This is a genomic window from Parasphingorhabdus sp. (genome assembly GCF_039982395.1).
Taxonomy (GTDB): domain Bacteria; phylum Pseudomonadota; class Alphaproteobacteria; order Sphingomonadales; family Sphingomonadaceae; genus Parasphingorhabdus.
On the sequence record NZ_JBDWYO010000006.1, the window covers coordinates 884,372 to 907,902 of the forward strand.

Annotated in this window: 3 protein-coding genes; 1 reads left to right on the plus strand and 2 read right to left on the minus strand. The window is 52.9% G+C overall.

Annotation, left to right across the window (positions count from 1 at the left end; genetic code table 11):
- Positions 1–128: 128 nt before the first annotated feature.
- Positions 129–22,430, minus strand: coding sequence for a hypothetical protein (locus tag ABJV08_RS14370; RefSeq protein WP_348037742.1), 22,302 nt, complete (start codon positions 22,428–22,430; stop codon positions 129–131).
- Between the two features lie 49 nt (positions 22,431–22,479).
- Between ABJV08_RS14370 and ABJV08_RS14375 the strand changes: the two genes are divergently transcribed.
- Positions 22,480–22,767, plus strand: coding sequence for a hypothetical protein (locus ABJV08_RS14375; RefSeq protein WP_348115436.1), 288 nt, complete (start codon positions 22,480–22,482; stop codon positions 22,765–22,767).
- Positions 22,768–23,011: 244 nt separating this feature from the next.
- On the opposite strand, the gene ndk is transcribed toward ABJV08_RS14375, so the two are convergent.
- On the minus strand, positions 23,012–23,434 hold the full coding sequence (ndk, locus tag ABJV08_RS14380) for a nucleoside-diphosphate kinase (protein WP_348037472.1): 423 nt from the start codon (positions 23,432–23,434) through the stop codon (positions 23,012–23,014).
- Positions 23,435–23,531: the final 97 nt, after the last annotated feature.

Sequence of the window (23,531 nt, forward strand, 5' to 3'; positions counted from 1 at the left end):
TCCGCTTTTGGCTTGCTAGAACTAGCCATGCAGATATAGATTGGTTGAGCCGAACGCCTGCTGCAAGCCTAAGCGGACACTAATTTCTTTGAATTTTTGACGCCGCAGACAGGTGGGATTGCCAAACGCTATTCTGCCGGTTCCAACGCTGGCTCTTCGATATCTTCATCGGAACTACAGCCGCCCTCACCACCTTCTTCACAATTACTATCTCTGGTCCAAAGATCATCATTGCCCGCACCGGTCACGGGTTCATCAATCAATCCAAGTTCGGACGTATCTTCAGCATTCTTTATTTGGATGAGCGTCACACTGAATGGATCAACGACTGCGATGGACTCGGTTGATTTCACTTCTTCCTCAATCACATCTTGTACGGGATCTGTGATTGTCGGTTCGGGTGTTGGTGTTGGTGTTGGTGTTGGAACTGGAGTCGGAGTCGGAGTTGGAACCGGAGTCGGGGTTGGCGTTGGCGTTGGAGCACAACTTGCTGGATTTGCGATTACACAACCATTGATCGTGGAAGCGGGCGCAAATGCGCTGAGAATATTGGTAGGAGCAATCGCCGAAACTCCGGCATTGCCAGCCACAACGCCGTTGACGACAATCCCGATACTGCCTGCACTTGGTCCGTTGATAGTAAGGCTATTGGCGCGAAGGCCCCGACGATCGTCAAATTCCGCGCTCGCAGCCGCGTTTTGAATGAACAGTCCATTATCGACATTGAAGACGAGGCTATCTGCCTGGAAGAATCCATCATCGCGGGTGACACCATCATTGTCAGCCAGACGGACATCAGCATCAGCAACGGAAGCCCCGGCAATATCAGCAGCCGCGGAATCGGTTGCAGCGACAATCGACTGCGCGGTCAAATCAATACGGCCCGCGATATTTCCGTTGGCGTCTTCACTGCGAAGGTTTCCGCTTAGTGCGTTGAGGCGCAAGTCATTACCTGAATCAATCGCCAGCAGATTTGCAGCACTGGCATTGGACAAGGTTAGTGCCCCATCAACCCGTACATCATTGTCTGCTCCTAGGAACAGGCCGCCGTTGGCTCCAATATTTCCATCGACAGGAGTACCTGTTCCGCTGCCAACAACCGCGTTCAAATCTTGAATCAGCAGGTCAACGCCAGATGTTCCGGTGTTCAATGCCGCGATGGTCAAGCTGCCGCCGCTATGAACTCTGGAAAATTCGTCTGCATCCAGACTGAATGCCCCAGTTGTACCGGCACCACCCAACACCATTTGACTGCTGCCATCGCTGGTGATCGTAAGGTTTTGGGTTTGATCCGAACGGCCTAAGCGGCCTGTCGAGGCGATGTTGATATCTGCTCCGATTATGTCGACGTTAACGCCGCTGGCAGTGGCTAGAACATTTATCAGATTTCCAGCGGTAACAGAGAGATTACCTGCTGCGCTTAAGGTGCTGCTGATCGTGGCGTCGGTTGCCGCCATGACGGAAATATTTCCCCCACTGGTCATAACAGACTGGCTGGTTGTTCCACCTCCGACGACAGGAGAAACGCCGGTTGATGTTTGTCTAGAAAACGTTTCGCTGACACGAGTCGACCCGCCGGTGCTGACAAGCGCGATGTTACCTGTCGCCGTTGCCCCGCGAATATTCAAATTACCGGATGTCAGTATATCCACATTGCCATTTGTTGCTTCACCCCGAACATTGATATCGCGGGTCGCGCGCAAGAATACATCCTGCCCAAAAGCCTGCAGATCGCCAGCTACATCGGCATCGGTGCGAACAACAACATTGCCATTGCTTGCGGTTAAGTCGACTTCGTTGCCCGTCACAGTGTCTAGAACGATGCCCCGATCCGCTGATATTAGAATCGTGCCTTGGCCAGCCTGCATAGCCGTTAGACTATCGACAACCACCGCTCCTGCCGCATTCAAAGTTATGTTGGTGGCACTGGTAATGGATGTGGCCGTGATATCGCCAGTTCCCGTGATCCCGACATTGGCACCCGCATTGGCGCGATCAAATTCAATTGCCCCACTGGATTCCAAGGTCAACGCCCCACCCGAGGAAAGCGTTTCACCGGATATGTCGCCGCCAGCATTTATCGCGAGATCACTATTGCTGATGGCATCGGTAAAGTCGATGTTGCCGCCTGCATCAACGCTAAACATGCCACCTTGCGCCTCGAGATCGCCAAAGCCAACGTCTCCGGAGGCATCCAGATCAATATTTCCGCCAACAATTATGCTGCCCGTTGCATCCAGATTACCAGCAGTGGCAGCGAGTGTCAGGTCTCCTCCCACCGCGCCATTGCTGAGTGATATCGACATCCCTCTGATACTTGTGTTGCCGCCGCTGTTTGCACTCGAAAGCGTTGGCGTTCCTGTTGCCGTAATCGTGATATTCTCAACAGCGTCGACCGTGCCCATGCTGGCGTCGCCAGCCGTTGCAATAGCTGCAATCGATCCACCTGAAACAAGATCGCCAACACCAATAGTCTGCGCGGACAGATTTATGTCACCATCGCCGGCAAGGTCGCCATCACCGCCGTTGTTAGCAATGCTGCCATCGGTTGCGGTCAGTGTAATTGATCCAGCGGAATCCAAGCCATCAAACAAGATGCCCGTACGGCCTACAAAATCGATTTGACCGGCTGTCGCATTTCCGACAGCTATGCTCGATCCATCTAAAGTCAGCATATTGCCGACAGTTATGTCGCCGCTGCTTATCGCTCCGGATGCATCCATGCTCATATTGCCCGCGCTCGAAGCATCGCCAATATTGATACCGCCAGCACTGGCGACAAGAGACATTCCGTCGCCGGAGTTCAACATGCCAGATTCGATGGAAAGCGCTTCGATAGCGATAGTGGTCAGTGCGCTCAGATTGCCGCTGGAAAGAGCGCTGTTTGAGGTTAGAGCTATTAACGCAGCCGTGCTTGTCGCTTCATCAAGGTCGATCCGGCCGCCCGCGTCGATGGTAATGGCCTCACCCGCTGTCAGACTAGTGACCTGCACATTGCCTGTCGCGTCTATATCGATGCCATTGGCGGCTGATATACCGCCCATGGATCGCACAACAGCGGATGCACCTTCAGCGGCAAGCGACAGAGATCCGCCAATCTCGGCTCCATCAATCACCACGTCGCTTCCAACAAAGGAAACCGAGCCGTTCGCATCGATGAAGCCGGTGTTTATATTGCCGGCCGCGGTAGCGTCGATATTGCCTGCACTTGCCAGATCACCAAAATCAATCGCATTGGCATCTAACAGAATGGAGCCGCCGCTGGTAAGGCTGACTGCCGTCAGCGCGCCAGTCGCGGTCAAGTCAATTGATCCGCCGGCGCTGCCTAGCGCGAGATCGATACTACCCGCATCCGCCACAAGCGACTGTCCAGCGAAGGCCTGCCCCAGCTGCACAGCTCCGGCAGCTGTTATCGATAAATTTGCCCCTGCGTCCGAATCTGTGCCGGTGATATCGCCGGTGGCACCCAGATTGATGTCCCCGCCGGCGATTTGCGCACCTGTGAGTGTCAAGTTACCGCTACTCGATGTCAGACTTGACGAACCGCCAGCGGTTGTCGCGCCAATTTCAATCGAACCGCCGGCGATGCTGATGTTATTGCTGCTCTCTACACTTCCAATATTTGCTGCACCGTCGGCGGTGACTTCAACATTGCCACCGCCAGCATCGAGAGCGCCGGTTGTAATTCCGTTGCCATTTACAAAAATATTATCGCTGGAATTCAAATCGGTAACGGCAATCTGTCCATTAGCGGTCAAGTTGATGTCCCCATTCAACCCGGCCGCGGCGTTGCTTGTCACCGTACCGCCGAGGATATTCGTTCCGGCGCTCATTGCGACGGCACCATTGGTTGCGTTCGCGGACCCGAATGAAATCATATCGGCTGCGGTCAAGTCGATAGCCGCACCCGCAAGCAAATCGCCAACTTCGATAGTTGTGGCATTTAGCGTTATAGAATCTCCGCTGTTAATATCACCCGAGCCGCCGGTGAGATCTTGAGAGACGCTTCCATCTAAGGCGGATAATGTCACCGCATTGGATGCGCCGATAGTATCAAACAGAATATTCTGGGCACTGGTGACTATGATGTCGCTTGCCGAAGCGTTGCCGATGGTGATGTTGGCTCCGTCCACGGTCAATATATTGACCGCATCTAGATCACCACCAAGAATGACGCCGCCTGCTGTCAGGTCAATATTGCCCGAGCTCACGGCGCTGGTGAAAGAGATTCGACCACCGGCATCAACCTCAAAATCACCGCCCGTCGAATTGAGCGATCCAAAGGCGGCATTGCCGCTGGCATCCAAGTCGATGGACCCGCCAACGGTGATAAGACCATTGCCATCAATATCGCCAGCGGTTGCGTTCAGCGCAAGATCGCCAGCGATTGTTCCGCTGACAAGCGTAACGGACGCGCCAGCGATGCTGGTGTTTCCGCCGCTAATTGCGTTCGCCAATGTAGGCGTGCCAATCGCACTGATCGTAATATCATTGCCGGCATCGAGCGTTCCGAAACTGGCATCACCCAAAGTCGCCTCGCCGTTTATTGATCCAAGGGCGGTAAGGTCGCCAACATTGATCGCCTCTGCGGTCAGACTGATATCACCATCAGAATCTATATCGCCATTGCCCGTGTTCATTCCGATGGCGCCGTCAGCGGCCGTCAAAGCAATGCTGTTGGGCGACCGCAAGGCATCAAAGGTTATGTCTGCTGCGCTGGTAAAGTTGATACTCGCAGCGTTAGCTGAGCCGACTGCGATATTGCCGCCGTCCAGATTGAGCGCATTGGCGGCAGTTAGATCGCCTCCGTTTATCGCTCCAGCCGCAGTCAGATTAATGTCATTGCTGCTGGTTGCTTCGGTAAAGTTTATATTGCCGCCTGCATCAACATCAAACGCCCCGCCACTCGCTGCAAGTGATCCGAAGCCGACATCGCCCGTCGCATCAAAATCAATCGCGCCTCCGACGGTGATTGCACCATTGCCCTCAATAGCACCCGCAGAGGCAGTAACGATGAGGTCGGTGCCGATTGTACCGCTGTTCAAGCTAACCGCTGTGCCTGCCAAATTCGTCGCCGTGCCCGAAACCGCTGAATCGACAATGACGCTCGCATTGCCATTGATCGAAACGCTACCAGCCGCATCGAGAATGCCAAGAACAGCGTCATTGAGCGTGATGTTGGCAAGAATATCGCCCCCTGAAACCAGGCTTCCGACATCAACGGATTGGGATGTCAGGTTGATATCGCCACCGCTATTAATATCTCCACTGCCAATATTCTTGCCAATCAAACCGTTGATAGCCGTCAAAGCAACTGCATTGGGTGATGTGATCGTATCGAATAGGATGTTGGTTGCGCTGGCGAAAACAAGGCTGTCGGCTTCGGCATCGCCAATCGCAATATTGGCTCCATTCAGATTAATCGCGTTGGCCGCATCCAAATCACCGCCATTGATGCTGCCTGCGGCTACCATGTTAATGTCGCTGGAACTGATCGCGTTTGTGAAATTAATGTCGTTTCCGGCATTCACATCAAATGTGCCGTTACCGGCAGTAAGCGTCCCAAAATTGACATTGCCGGTTGCATCGAAATCAATCGCCCCACCCACCGAGATGGCGCCGCTTCCATCCAGGTCGCCTGCGGTTACATTCAGCAAGAGATCTGTGCCAATGCTACCGTTGTTCAACGTTACATTTCCACCAGAGATGTTTGTTGTTGTCCCGCTAATCGCATTCTGGACGACCGCGGTGCCGGTTGTGGCAACGGCTATCGACGTCGTCGCTTCAAGTGTTCCCAATTCGGTGTTCGCAGAATTCAGAGCAATGGCTGCGCTGCTGGTAATGTCCCCTGCGCCTGTGGTTGTTTTACCAATCGTGCCACTCGCCGCCGCCAGAGAAATCGTATTTGCAGAGACTATCGTATCGAACAACATGTCCGTTGCGCTGGTAAAGCTGATACTATCGGCCGTCGCATTGCCGATAACAATATTATCGCCATCCAAGCTTAGTACATCGCCCGCATTCAAATCACCGCCATTGATACTCCCGGCAGCTGTCAGGCTAATATCATTGCTACTGCTGGCATTGGCAAAGTTGATGTCACCGCCGGCATCCGCCGTGAAGGTCAATGTGCCGCCCGAAATGGATCCAAGATTCACATCACCTGCAGCGTCTAGGTCGATAGCATTTTGGGCCGTGATCGTACCGGTTCCGTTCACATCTCCGGCTGTAGCATTCAGTGTGAGCGTGCCTCCACTTAACCCGGAACCAATCACGCCATTGTTTAAAGTCACCGCGCCGCCGGTAATCGTGGTCGAGCCTATACTGTTAAGAGTATCGACCGAAGCCAAGTCCGTAGCAGTGATGGTTGCAGAGCTGCTTTCCACCGTCGCCAACTGAATATTGGCCGCATTTGCGGTCAGACCCGAGACATTAATTGTACCTGTTGCAACGATATCGCCGGTGGTTGCAACCAGGGTTGTTGAGAGACCATTGGTCAAATCGCCCAATATAATTGAGCCAGCTGTAATCGTAGTGTTTGAGGTCAGTGTGGTGCTACCGAGATCAAGGATGCCCGTGATATCCGTGGCGAGCAGAGCGGCATTCAATATATCAATATCAGCCGACATCGCGGTCAATCGAACCACTCCCGGAGCAGCGATCTCGGTCACATCGATCGCGTTACCAGCCGTCAAACGCATGGAATCACCAAAGCCGCTCGTGGCCGTGAGCAAATCACCGGTTAGATCGCTCCCCGCATTCAAAGTCAGATTGCTTCCGGTTAATGTCCCGAAGTCAATCGCTCCGGTGGCGGCCAAGTTCAGCGTGCTTGTCGCCGTCGCATCGCCAAGCGCGATATCACCGGTAGCGTCAAACAACAGATTGCTTGCGGTCAACGCACCGGTTGAGCTGATATCTCCCGCTGTGCTGGTGACCGTGTAGCTCAAGTCATTGCTAACATCGTTCAATACCACTGATGCGCCAGTGATCGTTGAATTTAGCGTTGCGCTTACATTATCAAGCGCAATCGCACCGGTGGCCGTGGCCTGCAACAGGCCAACATTCAGATTTGTCGCATCAATCGTAGTCGCATTCAGTAGGGCTGTTGCGGCATCGGAATCGGTTACGGTAATGGCATTGCCTGCGGTTAACTGCAGCTCGCCAGATGCAATAGCCATAGTCCCCGTAAGGTTGGTCCCGGCATCGAAGAATAATGCGCCGTTGGTCGAACTCGCACTGTCGAACGAAATCGCACCGTCTGCGGTTGCACTGGTGCCACCAGTGGTAGTCGTGGTTGCAAGATCAATATCCCCGCCGACGGCCGTCAAGACCAAGCTGCTTGCGTCCAAAACACCGGTGGAAACAATATCGCCTGCTGAGCTGTTGATGGTCAGTGACAAGTCCATATCGGCATTGTCGATGGACACAGATCCCCCATCAATCGTAGAATTTAATGTCGCAATTGCCGATTCAATAACAACTGCGCCGCTGGCCGTAATGGACAATACACCAGTTGCATCTAGCGTGCCGAGGTTGGTTGCAGCTGCATTTAAAGTTATCGAACCACCGCTGTTAATGTCACCAGCGCCCGACGAGGTTCGACCGATCGTGCCGCCTAAGGCAGCAAGTGCAACGGCATTGGGAGAGGCAATACTGCCGAAGAGAATATCGGTCGCACTGGTAAAATTAATACTGCTTGCGATCGCGTTTCCAACCGCAATATTACCGCCGTTCAAATTGAGGGCATTGGTTGCATCAAGATCACCGCCATTGATTGCTCCGACAGCGGTCATGTTTATGGCGTTGGTGCTGACTGCATTGGCGAAGTTGATATCCCCGCCGGCGTCAATATCAAAAGCCCCTCCGCCCGCAGTAAGAGATCCAAACCCGACATTGCCGGTTGCATCAAAATCAATCGCTCCACCAACAGTGATCGCGCCACTTCCGTCAAGGTCACCAGCGGTCACGTTCAAAGTGAGGTCGGTGCCAATCGTCCCGTTGTTCAGCGTGACATTGCCGCCCGCGATATTGGTTGTCGTCCCACTAATCGCATTGTTTACAATGGCTTCTCCAGATACCGCGACGGCGATCGACGTCGTTGCATCCAATAAACCAAGACCCGTGGCAGCAGCATTCAAGATTATGCCCGCACCGCTGGTAATATCGCCATCGCCGGTCGCAGTTTTGCCAATCGTTCCACCCAGAGCGGTTAGGGAGACAGCATTGGGAGAAGTGATGGAATCGAACAAAATATCGAGGCCGCTGCTAAAGTCGATATCGCCCGCCATTGCATTACCAATCGCGACATTCCCGCCATCCAAAATTATGGAATTCGTTGCTGTAAGGTCACCGCCGTTGATTGCCCCGACAGCTGTCATATTGATGCTGTTCGTGCTGGATGCGCTAGTGAAGTTGATGGCGCCGCCTGCATCGATATCAAATGCTCCACCGGCAGCCGTCAAAGATCCGAAGCCGACGTCGCCCGTCGCGTCGAAATCTATGGCACCCGCTACAGAAATAGCACCCGAACCGTCGATGTCTCCAGCGGTCGCATCAACAATAAGATCACCGGCAATGCTTCCGCTATTCACAGTCACCGAGCTGCCTCGGAATGTACCAGTCAAGCCCGCCAAGCGCTGCGTTACCGCACCGACGATTGTCGTTCCTCCGCTAATCGCTTCAACATTGTCCTGCGCATCAATATTTGCGACATTGATATTGCCGGTGGCGTTTAGGAAGACGCCATCATCAGCCGATTGAGCAACGCCAGTCAAAGTGATGTCGCCGCCAGCGTCGATGATCGTACGATCGTTTCCGTTGCTGCCTATGACGGCGCTATTTACTGCGCTAACGCCGGTCACGTTGCCGACCGCAGTCAGTGAGAGATCGCCATTAGAAATATTGACTATGTTAAAGGTGATATTGGCGGCTGAATTCACGGTTAGGCCATTTGTTGGATCAAGCGAACCGGTCAGGTTCACATCCCCAGTTGTCGATGTTGCGGAAAAGCTCCCATCGACAGTCGCATCGGCCAGGGCAACCGATCCTGAGTTGATCGTAACATTGCCAGTATTGGTGGTTACAATATTGGCAATGTCAGTCAGTCCGGTCGATGTAACGGTGATATTGTCAAAAGCCTGAAGCAGATTGGCCGTTGCCGCACCGCCTGCGTTGATGACGATGGAGTCATGCGTATCAACCGTACCGGTAAGAGAGACATCGGCCAGCGAAATGAAGCTAAATGACTCGTTGCCCAGGCTATCGGTTCCGCTCTTGATTGCTGAGCCTCCGGCTATCCCGCCAACGCCATTGACGTTGATCAGTCCACCCGACGTCAGTGTCCCAAACATGATGGTTCCGGTTGCGTCCAGATCAATAGGACCATTGCCAGTCACATCCGCCAGCGCCAGATTGCCAGCCGTGGCATTCGCTGTCGTCCCGCCCAATGCGTTAATATTGCCCGACGTTATGTTTTGAGCAGATAGGGTTACAACACCATTTGCTGTGGTTGTGATGCCTACAATGTTGGCGTTTGCACCTGCCGTTACAGTGACATTATCAAAGGCCATCAACCGCTGAGTATCCACAGACCCGGTTGCTGTCAGATTGATTGCATCATGTGTATCCAATGTTCCCGTGACAACAATATCCGTTGCGGCGGTTACATCGAATGATTCATTGCCAATTGTATCGCCGCCTCGTTTTAACAACGATCCGATGTTCACAGCCTGGGCTGAATCAATAACTATGTTCTGGTCGGTAGTTATCGAGGTAACATCAACATCGCCGGTGAGCGAAGTAAGCGTCGTCGTTCCCAGCATCGAGGCTGTGCCAATATCTATCGATCCAGCATCAATCGTCATTACACCTTGAACATCGGCCTGTCCGATGGACGCAACACCGGTGACATCAACAAACACATCACTTGCGGCACCACCAATTGCGGCTCCCGTTACAATCATATCCGTTGTGAAAGAGGCCGCAGTAATTTCAACGTCGTTGATAGCGCTGAAAGACGTCACATTCACTGCGCCAGTGGCCGTCAATTGGACATCACGAGGCGTTCCGCTGTTTACCGCACGGTCGGTATTGGCCGAAACACCCGTGATATCCGCTCCAGAGCTTACAAAGACTCCCCTGCCAAACAGATTGCCAAAGGAGACGTCCCCCGGAGCGTTGATCGTCAGATTTGCTTCGGAATCAAAGTCGCCAAGAGCTATTGTACCTGCGGCACCGGTCGCGGTCAGAATTGACGAGCTGAGCGCTGTTGTGTCGCCCAGTGTGATATTCGCCGCTGTAATATCAACAGCGCCGCCAATATTCAGCGTCCCTAGATCAACATCGCCGGTAACATTGACATTGAGGTCACTGTTTACCCCAGCAACGCCTTGACCCGTTTCGATGCTATTGGCTGAGAAACTCACCGCATCCACTACGACATCATTGGTAGCGCTCAGACTGGTCACGTCCACAGTCGTACCAGCGGTCAATTCGACGTTGCGCGGAGTACCGCTGTTTACAATGCGGTCAGCAGAGGCAGATGTGCCGCTTATCAACCCACCCGCATCGAGGAAAACACCTTTGCCCGTCAGGGTACCGAAAACAATATCACCCGTTGCATCGACGTTGAAATTGAGCTCGGTATTCAGCGTTCCGAGTGTTACATCGCCGGCCGTCGCCGTTAGATTGATATCGCCATTTACGATCGACGTGTCGGTGCCACCCTGGTCAATCTCAATCGATGCGGCTGTGACGTCGATAGTGCTATTGGAAACCACAGTGCCAATATCCGCCGCGCCTGTGGCGGTAACGGCTAGAACATTTCCGCTAAGAGAACCGGCAGTAAGCGAACCCCCACTGGTGACTGTCAATGCGTCAATGGCGCTGACATTGCCCAGCACCATATTGCCACCTGCATTTAGCGTCATGAGCTCACTGCTGACTAGCCCACCGCTTGCGATTTGAATATCACCGGCGGTCAGCGTGGTACCGGCGTCGATGAGAATAGTGCCGTCGTTCGTCAGCACATTGCCAACGGTTACAGAGGTCGTTGCGTCGATATCGACATTAGTCAACGCATCGATATTGCCTGTGTTGCTGCCGAGAACCTGACCTGCGACGGCTGTTAACGTCACGGCGCGGCCGCTAATTGCATCAAACAAGACATTATTGCCGGTTACCACCACATCGGTTCCGGCGGTGAGAGAGCCGATCGCAACATTCCCTGCCCCGGCCGTGACATTGATGCTGTTGTCGCTCGTAATATCGCCGGCACCGGTTAAAGATTTCCCGATATTTCCGGCCGTGGCAGTCAAAGTGATGCTATTTGGTGACGTGATAGAGTCAAATAGTATATTTTGCGCGCTGGTGAAGTTGATGCTGCTCGCGCTCGCGGCTCCGATTGAAATATCATCGGCGTTTAGATTGAGCGCGTTTGCTGCATTTAGATCGCCGCCATTGATTGTGCCAACGGCGGTCATGTTTATGGTGTTAGCACTGGTTGCACTGATGAAGTTGATATCACCGCCAGCATCGACGTCGAACGCGCCGCCAGCAGCCGTTAGGGAACCAAAGCCGACATCGCCGGTCGCGTCTAAATCAATGGCCCCAGCAACTGTAATGGCCCCGGATCCGTCTATGTCGCCAGCTGTCACGTTGAGCGTGAGATCGCCGGCAAAATTACCGTTGTTGAGAGTGACAGTGCCGCCGGTAAGGAAAGCATCAACATTCGCGCCCAACGTATTGGCCGTATCCACAATGGCGTTATTCGTCGCATTAACCGTTATTGTGCCAAAGTTGCCTTCGCCGGCAATCAGGGTTGCGGCATTGATATTGGTTGCAGTTAGAACGATACTGTTTTCCGCACGGCTGGTACCGGTCAGGATAATATCACCGCCGGCTGTCAATCTGACATCGTCAAGTCCGCCGCTGATCGGCACGGTTAAGTTGCTTGCCGAACCACCCACTATATCGCCACCGGCATCTATCGTTAGCGCGTTGTCACTCGTTTGAAGTTGGGTAAAAGAAACATTGCCATCAGCATCAATATCGAATCCCGTTCCGGCATTTGCCGTACTAAGCGCGATATTACCTGTGGCATCAAAATTTGCAGCACCGCCCACTGTTATGATGCCACTACTGCCTATATTGCCGACAGTAGCATTTAGTGTCAGGCTCCCAGCTACACTAGCATTATTCAACGTAACCGATGTTCCGGTGATGGAGTTTGCAGCGAAGGTTGGATCATTTGAATTGATGGTGTCAACGACCACAACCCCAGTTGCGGTAACATTGACCTGACCGGCTCCATCTAGTCCGCCCGACAGCGTGCCAGCATTTATATTGACGCCGGTTAAGTCAATACTGTCCCGCGCCTGACTGACGCCGGTAAGCGTTATGTTACCGCCAGCGGTCAATTCTACATTATTGGAACCGGCGATATCCAGAGAGCTGTTATTTGCCGAAACACCGGTAATGTTCGTGCCCGCATCGAAGATAAGATTACCAGCCGTGGCATCAACGGTATTGAATGAAATTGCTCCGGTTGAATCTGCACGAAATGCTACCGCACCAGAGGCATTATTGAGTTGAATATCGCCAACCGCGTCCAGAAGAATCTGCCGACCGGCGATAGTGCCATTTGAACTTATATTTCCTGCTGAGGTGCTCACCGATAAAATCTCAGTCACCGTGGCATTATTAAGCGTAACAGAAGCACCTTGGATGCTAACGTCATCGCTGGCATTAAGTGTCTCAATATTTGCCGCGCCTGTAGCAATCAGATTGAGGCTAGTGCTTCCAACATTTTGTGCATCTATCGTGCCGAGGTCGGTGGTTAAAGCGTTGATTGTAATCCGTCCATCCGCCGTAATATCGCCCGCGCCTGTAGCAGTTTTACCGACTGTCCCAGCAGCTGCTGACAATAGGACAAGATCGGAAGATATTATCGTGTCGAACAGAATATTTTGCGTGCTGGTAAAGTCGATCCGGCTTGCCTCTACGGAAGTGACCGCGATATTGCCCGCGTCCAGCAGTACCGTATCCTGAGCAAAAATATTGCCGGTAATATCAATGTTTCCGCCAGCATCCAGGCGGATATCGTCGGGGCCAACTGTATTGGTGATCGCGTCTGCCGTTGTCAGCGATCCACCAGTGATATTGCCGACAGCAGTTAGTTCCACATTGCCGTCCAACGTGTTGGCTTCTGTAAAGTTGATGTTTCCGCCAGCGTCCGCGCGCAATGTCGTTCCTGCTGTCAAAACGCCAAAGGAGATGTTTCCGGTCGCGTCTAGATCTATCAGCCCATTGACCAAGATGTTCCCGCTGCCATCGAGATCCCCCGCTGTGACGTTGAGCGTCAAGTCTGTGCCGATGGTACCGCTGTTGAGTGTTACCAATCCACCGGTAATGCTGGTCGAGGTGCCACTTATGGCCTCATCAACTATTGCCGTACCCGATGCAGTCACCGCGATGGAAGTGGTCGCGTCCAAAGCTCCGACGTCAGTCGCAGCTGCGTTCAGCGTGATTCCGGCACTGCTCGTGACATCTCCTGCACCGGTTAGGGTTTTCCCAATCGTACCGCTTAGCGCCGTCAGGGAAATTGCATTGGGCGAAGTGATCGTATCGAAAAGAATATCGGTCGCGCTGGTGAAATTGATACTGTTGGCCGATGCGGCTCCAATGCCGATATTGCCGCCGTTCAAATTTAGGTTGCCGGCAGCGGTCAAGTCACCGCCATTGATGCCGCCGACGGCAGTTAGATTGATATTGGTTGAACTGGTGGCCGCAACAAAATTGATATCGCCACCAGCATCAATGTTGAACGTCGCACTGTTTCCGTTAATTGTGCCAAAATTGACATCACCCGTTGCATCAAAGTCGATCAAATCACGCGCTTGAATCAGACCGTTACCGTCAATGTCTCCAGCTGTCGCATTGACCACCAGGTCTCCGAGAATGCTCGAATTATTGAGGGTAACCGACGCGCCAGTGATCGACACATCGGCGCCAGAACTCGTGTTAACAGCGTTGTCGACGGACACAGCGCCGGTTCCCGTTACGGTCAGGGTACCAAAGCCATTGGCCGTCAAGGTTCCGGCGGTGATGTCTGTGCCGATCAGGGTGACGTTTGTTTCAGCACGGCTTGCACCGGTCAGAATAATGTTCCCGCCTGCTTCCAAGCGCACATCGTCGACGCCGCTGGTGGAATTAGAGAGATTGCTAGCTGTAACGCCGGTAATGTTTCCGGTTGCATCTATAAGGACGCTGCCATTTGTCGTAGTGATTGAATCGAAAAGGACATTACCGACTGCATCGATATCAATTTCGTCATTGGCCGTGACCGTATCGACCGTCACATTTCCGGCCGTAGCATTCGCGACAAACATATTGCGCATCGCAGCACTGCCGATGACTATGGATCCGCCAGTTATAAATGCATCACTGCCAGTGCCGGTTCCGGTGATTGCGTCAATAGCTACGGCGCCGGTTGCATTTACGGTCACATCGCCTTGGGTTGCTATACCAGACATCAACGATCCGGCGGTAATATTGGTTCCAGCGAGTGTGATGTTTTTCTCGGCCTGACTAACGCCGGTCAAACTAATGTCGCCGCCTGCCGTTATGATCACACTGTCATCACCGCTGGTGAATGAAGTCGAAAGGTTGCTGGCGTCAGCACCGGCAATATCCCCGGTTGCATCAATTGTAAGATTGTTTTGATTGGTGGTGAGGGAGGTGAATGCAATATCCCCTCCAGAATCCACATCAACACCAAATCCTGCGGCTACGGACCCAATTGTCAGACCGTTTAAACCGTTGGCTGCGAAACTGCCGCCAATCACTCCGCTATTTATGGTGACCATATCTCCAGTGATAGAAACATTGCCGCCGAAATTGTTTGTATTGGCACTGTCGACGACAACATCGCCTGTAGCGTTGATCGATAATATCCCGGAGTCAGCAACGGCAGCCGTCAGATTTGCCGCACTCACATTGACGCCGTTGAGTATAATGTCGCGCTCTGCCCGGCTTTCACCGGTTAGGGTGATGTTTGCTCCGGCGTTCATAACCACGCTGTCATCGCCGCTAGTCGCTGTGGCAGAAAGATTGCTGGCATTCACGCCGGTAATATTGCCAGTAGCGTCAACGGTCACATTGTTTTGATTTGTTGTAACAGAAGTGAAGGCAATATCACCGCCATCCAAATCAACGCCGAAGCCGGCAGCGACAGACCCCACTGTCAGACTGGTTGTGCCGTTGGCTGCAAATATGCCACCAACCGAACCGTTGTTTACAGTGACAGTTGCTCCATTTATCGACGTGTTGCCGCCAAAATTAATTGTATTGGCATTGTCGACGACAACAGCACCTGTGGCGTTGATCGTTAAGGTCCCGGAGTCAGCAACAGCAGCCGTCAAATTTGCCGCATTTACATTGACTGCGGTCAGAATGATATCCCGCTCCGCCCGACTTTCACCGGTTAGCGTAATATCCCCGCCAGCGGTCAGGATTACGCTGTCGTCGCCACTTGTCGCTGTGGCGGAAAGATTGCTGGCATCCACGCCGGAGATGTCGCCGCCAGCGTCCATTGTGATATTGTTTCCGACGATTGTGGCTGAAGTGAAGCTGATATCACCGCCGGCATCCACATCGAAGGTATCAGATGCCGCCAAAGATCCAAACGAGATGTCACCCGTTGCATCGAGATCAACATTTCTACCGAGGTTGATCGTTCCGACAGCATTGATATCACCTCCAGTCGCGTTGAGGATCAGGTCGCGTCCAACCGTGGATGTACCGGAAATTGAAATATCACCTGCCGTCGCAGTAAGAGCAAAATCGATGCCAGCAGAAGCATCGGTCAATGCAATTGAAGAGCCGGTCAAATCGAGTGAATCTGTTGCGTTAATCGTCGTGGCAGTCACCGCACCCGCGTTTGCATTGGCAAGGAACCGCGCTCCGGCGGTACCATTGGTCAATGTGACCGAACTACCGACTAAATTGACGGCGTCGCTGGCATTCACAATTGCGACAGATATTGTGCCGGTAGCAGTCAGATTGACTTCATCCAAAGCAGAAGCGGTTCCGGTAAGAGCAATATTGCCGCCGGCATTCAGAACAACATCGTCAAAGCCACTATCAATGCCAGCAAGACTGTTCCGGACGGAATCGCCAGATATGTTGCCCGTCGCATCGATCGTGATGCTGCCGTCACTGCTATTCGCCTGAACGAAAGTGACGTTGCCACCGGTCGTATCAATATCAAAGCCAGTGCCAGCAGTTATAGAACCGAAGTTGATGTTTCCGGTAGCGTCAAAATCTGCAAAGCCACCCACAGAAATGGATCCGGTACCATTTATCTCTCCCGCGGTTGCGTTTAAAATCAGATTTGTGCCGGCGCTACCATCGTTCAACGTGACCGCAGTTCCAGAAAAATCAATGATATTCAGAGCGTTAATCGTTGCGGCAGTCACCGTCCCGGTGGCGGTCACCCTAACATCATCCAATGAAGTTAGGGTACCTGTAAGCGAGACATCACCCCCGGACGTTAAAACAATATCGTCAAAGCCAGTATCGATATTGGAAAGGCCCGTGGTCAAAGAGGCCGCTGTAATATCACCGGTCGCATCAATCGTTATAGAATTGTTGTTTACAGCAATACTGCCAATCACAATATTTCCGCCAACGGCATCCAAATTTACACTCGATGCAGCAGCCAAGCTATCAAACGCGATATCACCAGTTGTGTTGATGTCCGCAATCAGGCCGGTGGTAGCATCGGTAAACGTGACCGAGTTTCCTGTCAGGAAGAGCTGATCGGTCGCATTCAGCGTTGTGACATTCATTGCGCCAACAGCAGTCAGATCGATGGCGTCCAGAGACGTGACATTGCCGGTCAAAGTCAGATTGGCGCCGGAATTTAGAGTGACGCTATCAAAGCCGGAGTCAATATTGCTCAGGCCGGTAACCGCCGAGTTGCCGCTAATATTACCTGTCGCATTGATGATAAGCTCGCCGTTGAGCAAGTTGATTTCGGTAAAAGTCACCGCACCAGCGGTGGAATCGATCAATGTTGTATTCCCGGCCGATATGGTACTCAGGTTAATATCAGCGGTAGCATCGAAATTAATCCCTCCACCGGTGGTCAGCGCTCCGGCGACATTTAATTCTCCAGCGGTGGCGTTTAGCGTTAACCCACCGCCACTCGTTCCATTGTTTAGAGTAACTGTTGTTCCGGTGAGGCTTGCGTTGTCCGTAACATCCAGCGACCCAATATTGACCGTTCCGGTCGCTGTTGCATTGAAGTTATCGAGCGCGGCTCCTGTGCCAGTCAATGAAATATTGCCGCCAGCATTCAGGATTACATTATCATTGCCGGCATCAATTCCGGACAGACCCGTTGCAATGGAATCACCGGTTATATTTCCAGTAGCGGTGATGGAAACATTTCCGAGATTTGCATCGGCATCAACGAAAGTGACGTCGCCGCCGGTCGTGATCGCCTCGATGCCGCCCCCGGCTGTGACAGAGGTAAAGTTAATGTTGCTGGTGGCATCAAAATCAGCAAGGCCGCCAACGGTAATCACGTCCGCAACGTTTATTGCTCCAGCAGTGGCGTTAAGCGCTAGTCCACCGCCGCTAGTCCCATTGTTTAGACTGACCGTTGTTCCGGTTAAACTTGCGTTGTCGGTGACATTCAGCGACGCGATATCGACCGCACCGGTCGCGAGAACATTGAAATTATCAAGCGAAGAACCGGTGCCGGCGAGTGTCACATTACCGCCCGCCGTTAAACTTACCGTATCGTCACCAGAGTCGATCCCATTGATACCACCCGACACGTTGCCGCCTGAAATATTCCCGCCCGCGTTGATGGTGATTAGACCATCATTTCCGAGTGTATCGACAAATGTCACATCACCGCCTGCATCGACATTGAAGACAGAAGATGCTCGGAGGCTATCAAAAGCAATATTGCCCAACGTGGCATCGAGATCAATATTGTTGCCAATGGTGAAGGTCCCCGTGGCATCGATGTTGCCTGCCAAAGCGTTGAGGCGCAGGTCGTTCGTAATATCGTAAGTACCCGTAGCGGTGATATCACCGGTATTGGCGGTCAGGGTCAGATCCCGGACATCAGCGTTACCCAGGATCACTGACCCACCTGTTAAGTCCGTCTCCTGTAAGCTTGTTGCAGTGCCAACCGATGCCAGCGTTGCAGCGTTCACGTCTATGAATGTTCCTGCTGAGGCACTTTCAATGAGCGCGCTGCCGGTTAGCGCAGTTACATTGACAGACGAGTTCAGTGAATTTGCAGCAGTTATGTCAACCGAGTCTGCTTCTATAACAAGCACAGCATCAGTGGCGAAAATGCCGCCGGTTAACGCGCCGCCAATGTCCAGGTTAGCCGGTCCGTCTCTCTCGGTCAGTGACGTGATTTGAGCGTTACCGGTTACGGTAATGACGGTTCCCGGGCTATTATTATTGGAAATCAGGTTTCCGGCAACAAGGTTGCCGCCCACTGTCATAGTCAGACGATCGCCAGCGTCCGCATCGCCGATGGTCAAATCTGTTCCCGCGCTTATTGCGATATCGGATGAGTTTGATGATCCGCTCACCGTCACATTGCCAAGCGTCATCGCGCCCGCAGATGTCGCGGTGATGCCGAATACAGTGTTGGAAAGATTGCCGGTCGTCAGATCACCTGTCGACGCATTGAACGTCATCAATCCCGTGTCCGCAGTGGTAACGTCCCCGATCGATATGGTGCCGGATAGAATGTTGATTCCATCGTCGGACGAAATATCACCGCCAATGACAGCGCTTGCATCAATATCAATGGCTCGGTCGGTCGAAGTAAGTCCCGTGTAGCTGACGGTTCCGCCAGCATCCAGGTCGATGGCGATCCCCCGAATGTTTCGCCCTGCCGCATTAACGGTTCCAACCGTAATATCTGTGGCTGCATCGACGCTAAGTATCCGCGTCGTGACATCGCCGAGCGTGATCGCTCCTGTCGTAGCAGTGAACGTGGCATCGGCTGCAAGCTGGTCTGTGGTGACCGCTCCGCCCGATATGCTGTCAGTCGTGTTAAATACCATGGCACCGGTCGATGACGCGGTGGTAAAGTTTATATCACCGTCCGTCGCACCAAGAGTAACCGATGCCCCATCAATCGCCTGCGTGGATATTCCGCCACTCGCCGACGTGAGCCGGATCGCCGAACCGTCCACCGTACCTGTAACAATGGAATCCGCGTTCACTGTTATGTTAGAGCCAGCCGTTATTCCGCCAAAAAAATTGGTCCCCAACTGGGTTGTGGACGCGTTGACAATAACCTCATCCGCGGCATTTGTTGTAAAAACGCTAGCCAGTGCACCTGATGTCAGATTGATATCGCCGGTAGTGCTAGTGATCGAACTGCCGCTTACGTTTCCGCCAGCATTTATTGTAACCCCGGTCCCTGTTATCGCACTGAACGTAGAGAAGCCGTTTACCGATTGAAAGTTTACCGCGCCGGTTGTCGTGGTGCCTTGTGACTGAATATTGCCAGTGTCAGATTGGAAGCTGACCAAACCTCCAGCGCTATTGTTGCCGGTTATAATATTCCCGCCGTTTGCGGTTAGTGTGAGCGAAGAACCTGATGTGATACTTTGGCCAAAAATTAAATTGCCCGCCGTTGTTGTAACATCGGCAATTCCACCGGAATTTAATCTGAACGCCTGAATTGAAGCTGCCGAAATAGTCGATTGACCAGTTGAGGCCAGTCGAGATGCATTGAGGGCACCACCGACCGTAAGGTCCAGATCATCAGCCGACGTGACGCGGTCCAGTGTAGCATTGCCGGTAGCGTTGATGGTGACTGAATTGGGACCACCTCCAACAACACCATTTGAAACGATCTGGCCAAAGGGAAAAACATCCGTTGTCGAGATATTGACTGCGTCCAGACTCACGCTGCGCCCGACAATATTTCGGAATACAATATCGCCGCCAGCCGTCGCTGTGATTGCCTCGTCGCTCTCGATAAAAGCCACATCGACGTTGTTGGTTGCGTCCAATATGATATTGTTGACCGCGGAAACATTTCCGAGACTGACGTTGCCGCCAATGGACCTTACGTCCAAAGTCCCACCAATAGTGAACCCACCGCCCGTGCTTGCGTCACCATTGGTCGCAAGGACCGTCACATTGCCCGTCGCGCTGTTGTTGCCAACAGTACCGGCAGAAGCAAAATCTACTCCCGTAACGTCGATGGTTGTTGCACTGGCTATACTGCCTAAACTCGCTCCACCCGCCCCGGATAAGCCGCCCTCAATTTCAACCGCTACCCCCGGCGTTGTAAGGGCTCCAATAAGCGCGTCGTTCTGAGCCTCGATACGGACAAGCCCCGCCCCGCCGGTAATATAATTATCGATCTCGATTGATCCGGGTGCGGAATATAGGTTTTCGGCGGCACCGCCGACTGCCGCAAATGTGGTCAACTCTCCTGCCGTTGCTTGAACCAACCCCATGCTGATGTCGCCGGTGACAGAGATGCCGACATCTCCGGCGGATACCAGTTGTCCAGTCAGTCCATTGCCGTCCCCGATCAATTGTCCGGATGATCCGAGTGCCTGGAGTTGAATCTGCGTTGCTGAAATTCGCGACCCCAACATTCTTAGGTCACCCAACGAAGAGATAGCGACAAAATTACCTGCCACATCAAAGCTGTTGAAACCGCCAGCGCGGTTGACGTGGTTGAGGCTTAACCCGCCACCCAAACGGAAATTCAAATCACCCGCGACGGTTATTTGTCCGACTCCATCAAACTGGAAGTCCAAAAAGCCGCTGGTGGAATCAAATGTGAAATCGTCAGCAAAGTTTACTGCACTGCTGAGCGGACCAACCGTTCCGGTCCCGAAACTAAATGCATTGGCGACAACGTCAGAATCAAAATCCCCTCCGGTAAGAGCAATTCTACCTGTGTGGTTTTGACTTCCGAAATCCGGGGTGGGAGCCGCCCCGCTGGTGTTGACCGACACATCATAACCACCGCTCAGTATAACCTTGCCATTTTCGATGGAGGCTGAGGCTGCGGGACGATAACCAATCGATCCGCCCAAGAGCATCTCAACGGATTGCGAAGTATTCGGATCGGTGCCGCCGGCAAACATATAGATTGCCTGGGCATCGGCTGTCGCTGACGTACTGGCATCGCCAGTGGTGGTGCCGGTATGAACAATACCGTTAGCGTCGGTTGTTCCAGAACCAGCAGGAACGACAATATCGAACAAGCCCGCGTTGAGCGTAATATTGGCTTGCTCGGCCGCGACATAAGCGACCGAACCATTGACGTCTACCGTTCCACCTTGCTCGATCCGGGGAGCTACGAATGCGGCATAGCTGCCTTGGTTGGTGGCGGAAAGCTGGGCACCGTTTTCGATTCTGATCGCTGCGGTCGATCCAGTGGCTCCACGGAACCGGATTTCCCCACTGCCGCCAAAAAGACCACCGGTTGTATCAATATTGTTGGCAGTCAGAACCAGACTGCCAACGTCAAATATCGAGCCAGCACCGGCGATGATACCACCAGGACTAAAGAACCAGATATCGCCGGCCGTGACGCCGGTATTGTTGAAATCGCTGGTGACAGTGCCATCGATCCGGATCGCGCTATCAAAACCGGGCGTCAGGATTCGGTTCAACACCGTAAAATTCGGATTGTCGCTTGTGAACCTCAATCGCCCGACGGCCGGCAAGAAATCGACCTCGGTGCCGAGAGCCCCAGCGGTGTTGGTCGTCCAGTTCACAATGGCTTCGGAACCGTTGATTGTAACGACGTCTTCGAGAATCCCTGGCGTAAAACTGACAGAGGTATCGTCGTACGTCGCAGTCGCCAGAACATTATTGCCGGCAAGGCTAACAATCGCTTGCGGCTGATTCAGGCCCGGCACCGGGACAGGCGCGTTAATCCGGATCGTATCGAGGTCTGTACCGATCGGAGCCGAAATACGAATGTCGCTGACATCCAGCCCCGGATCCCTGAGATGGGGCTGATAGGCATCTGGCAATGTGACTGGCGAACTGATCCGAATGTCCCGAACTGGGACACCGGATACTGGCTCGGAAATGCGAATATCGCGCGGATTAAAATCTGAGGAAGATAGATGCGGTTGATTCGCACTCGTCAATTCCGGCGCACGGACATGGGGTTGATTCAAATTTGGCTGAAGGACCGGAGCAGATATCCGGACATCATTTACCGGCAATCGCGGTATATTGGCACCGATACGGATATCACGTGGGCCAAAATCAATGCCTTCCAGATGCGGCTGATTTTCGGCGATCATTGGTCCGCGAACCGTTACCGGTCCGCCGACGGGAAAATTCTGAAGGCTTGCGCCGGGAACGCCGACTTGCGCCTGTGCTGCCTGCGGCGCGAACGCCATCAGCAAAGCGCAGGCCGCAGCAGAGCTGCTTGCCAAGAGCTTGATCTTGGTGAGTGCTGGACCAGATGGCAAATATTTTGATGCCGAACGATTGCCGGAAGATCCGACCTTTCGGTTCGATGCAGGCGATCGCAACGTAATTCCCCTAAACAACGGCGCGACCCGAATTCTGACCTGCAAGAAAGCTTCTGTTCCCCAACAGAAGTCTAAAATCTCAGACGTTTATAAAAACGCCCAAATGAACGATTTATCGTTGTCACGCCTCATTCGTGACACGTCCACTTTCACAGCCCCTGTATTTCATGTCAGAGAATCGCCGCGAGACCAAGCCCATTAACACTCTATTAGCATATCGTTACAATTGCCGTTGTGACCAAGCACACATCCTGATGTGGAAAAAACCATTTTGGCGTCAATTCAGAAGAATTGAACAAAAGCTAGAATCTGCTGAAAATATCCACTGATGACTTCATCGCAGACTTCCCCAACAATGCCTCGCCTATCTTCCTCAACACCCATAAAAAACGCCCGGTCGCAACATGTGCGACCGGGCGTCTATAACCGATAAAAAAGCGGAAAGCTTAGCCTACGATTTCGTCTTCATTGAAGAAATAAGCGATTTCGATCGCAGCATTTTCTTCGCTGTCAGAACCGTGAACCGAATTGGCTTCCAGGCTTTCGGCCAATTCCTTGCGGATCGTGCCCGGAGCGGCGTCAGCAGGATTGGTAGCGCCCATGATGTCGCGGTTTGCCTGCATTGCGTTTTCGCCTTCCAAAACCTGAACGACACAAGGGCCGCTGGTCATGAAGTCAACAAGTTCACCGAAGAAAGGACGCTCGCTGTGCACAGCGTAAAAGCCTTCAGCCTGCTCCTTGCTCATGTGGATACGCTTGGACGCGACAACGCGCAGTCCGGCGTCTTCCAGCATCTTGGTAACGGCACCGGTAATGTTGCGACGTGCAGCGTCAGGTTTGATGATCGAAAATGTCCGTGTCACGGCCATGATAATTCTCCATAAATAGGGGCTGTTGTAAGTTGGCGCCGCCCTTAGCCGCTGCACTGCAACATAGCAAGTTTTCGATGCCGGCAGAGCAAGCCGC

What these genes read in the sequence shown, in the direction of transcription:
- ABJV08_RS14370 (WP_348037742.1), bottom strand. Translation starts at nt 22,430, where the DNA reads ATGGCGTTCGCGCCGCAGGCAGCACAGGCGCAAGTCGGCGTTCCCGGC.
- ndk (WP_348037472.1), bottom strand. Translation starts at nt 23,434, where the DNA reads ATGGCCGTGACACGGACATTTTCGATCATCAAACCTGACGCTGCACGT.